At 41.1% G+C, this 409-nt stretch carries 2 tRNA genes; both read right to left on the reverse strand.

What is annotated here, in order from left to right:
- Positions 1 to 121: 121 nt before the first annotated feature.
- Positions 122 to 194, reverse strand: a tRNA-Ala gene (locus H5R88_RS02185).
- A gap of 3 nt (positions 195 to 197) precedes the next feature.
- Positions 198 to 272 (reverse strand) — tRNA-Ile (locus tag H5R88_RS02190).
- Between the last annotated feature and the right edge of the window lie 137 nt (positions 273 to 409).

Below are 409 nucleotides of genomic sequence, written 5' to 3' on the forward strand. Positions count from 1 at the left end.
TTATAATTCGTTAATTAAAACTCAAATAACGCGGTGTTCTCGGTTTATTGTTTTGTTAATAAAGAAATTAGATAGTATTTAGTTTTCAAAGTACAAACTCTATCAACCTTACGGTTGATGATGGAGAATAACGGAATCGAACCGATGACCTCCTGCTTGCAAAGCAGGTGCTCTCCCAGCTGAGCTAATTCCCCATATGGGCCTAAATGGACTTGAACCATCGACCTCACGCTTATCAGGCGTGCGCTCTAAACCAGCTGAGCTATAGGCCCAAATAAGCGTCTTATAGGTTGAAGTTTTAAGAGGTAAACCTCTCAAAACTAAACAAAGTTTCTTCGATGTGTAGGTTCCGTTTTATTCCTTAGAAAGGAGGTGATCCAGCCGCAGGTTCTCCTACGGCTACCTTGTT

Source organism: Limosilactobacillus agrestis (assembly GCF_014145585.1).
Classification (GTDB): Bacteria; Bacillota; Bacilli; order Lactobacillales; family Lactobacillaceae; genus Limosilactobacillus; species Limosilactobacillus agrestis.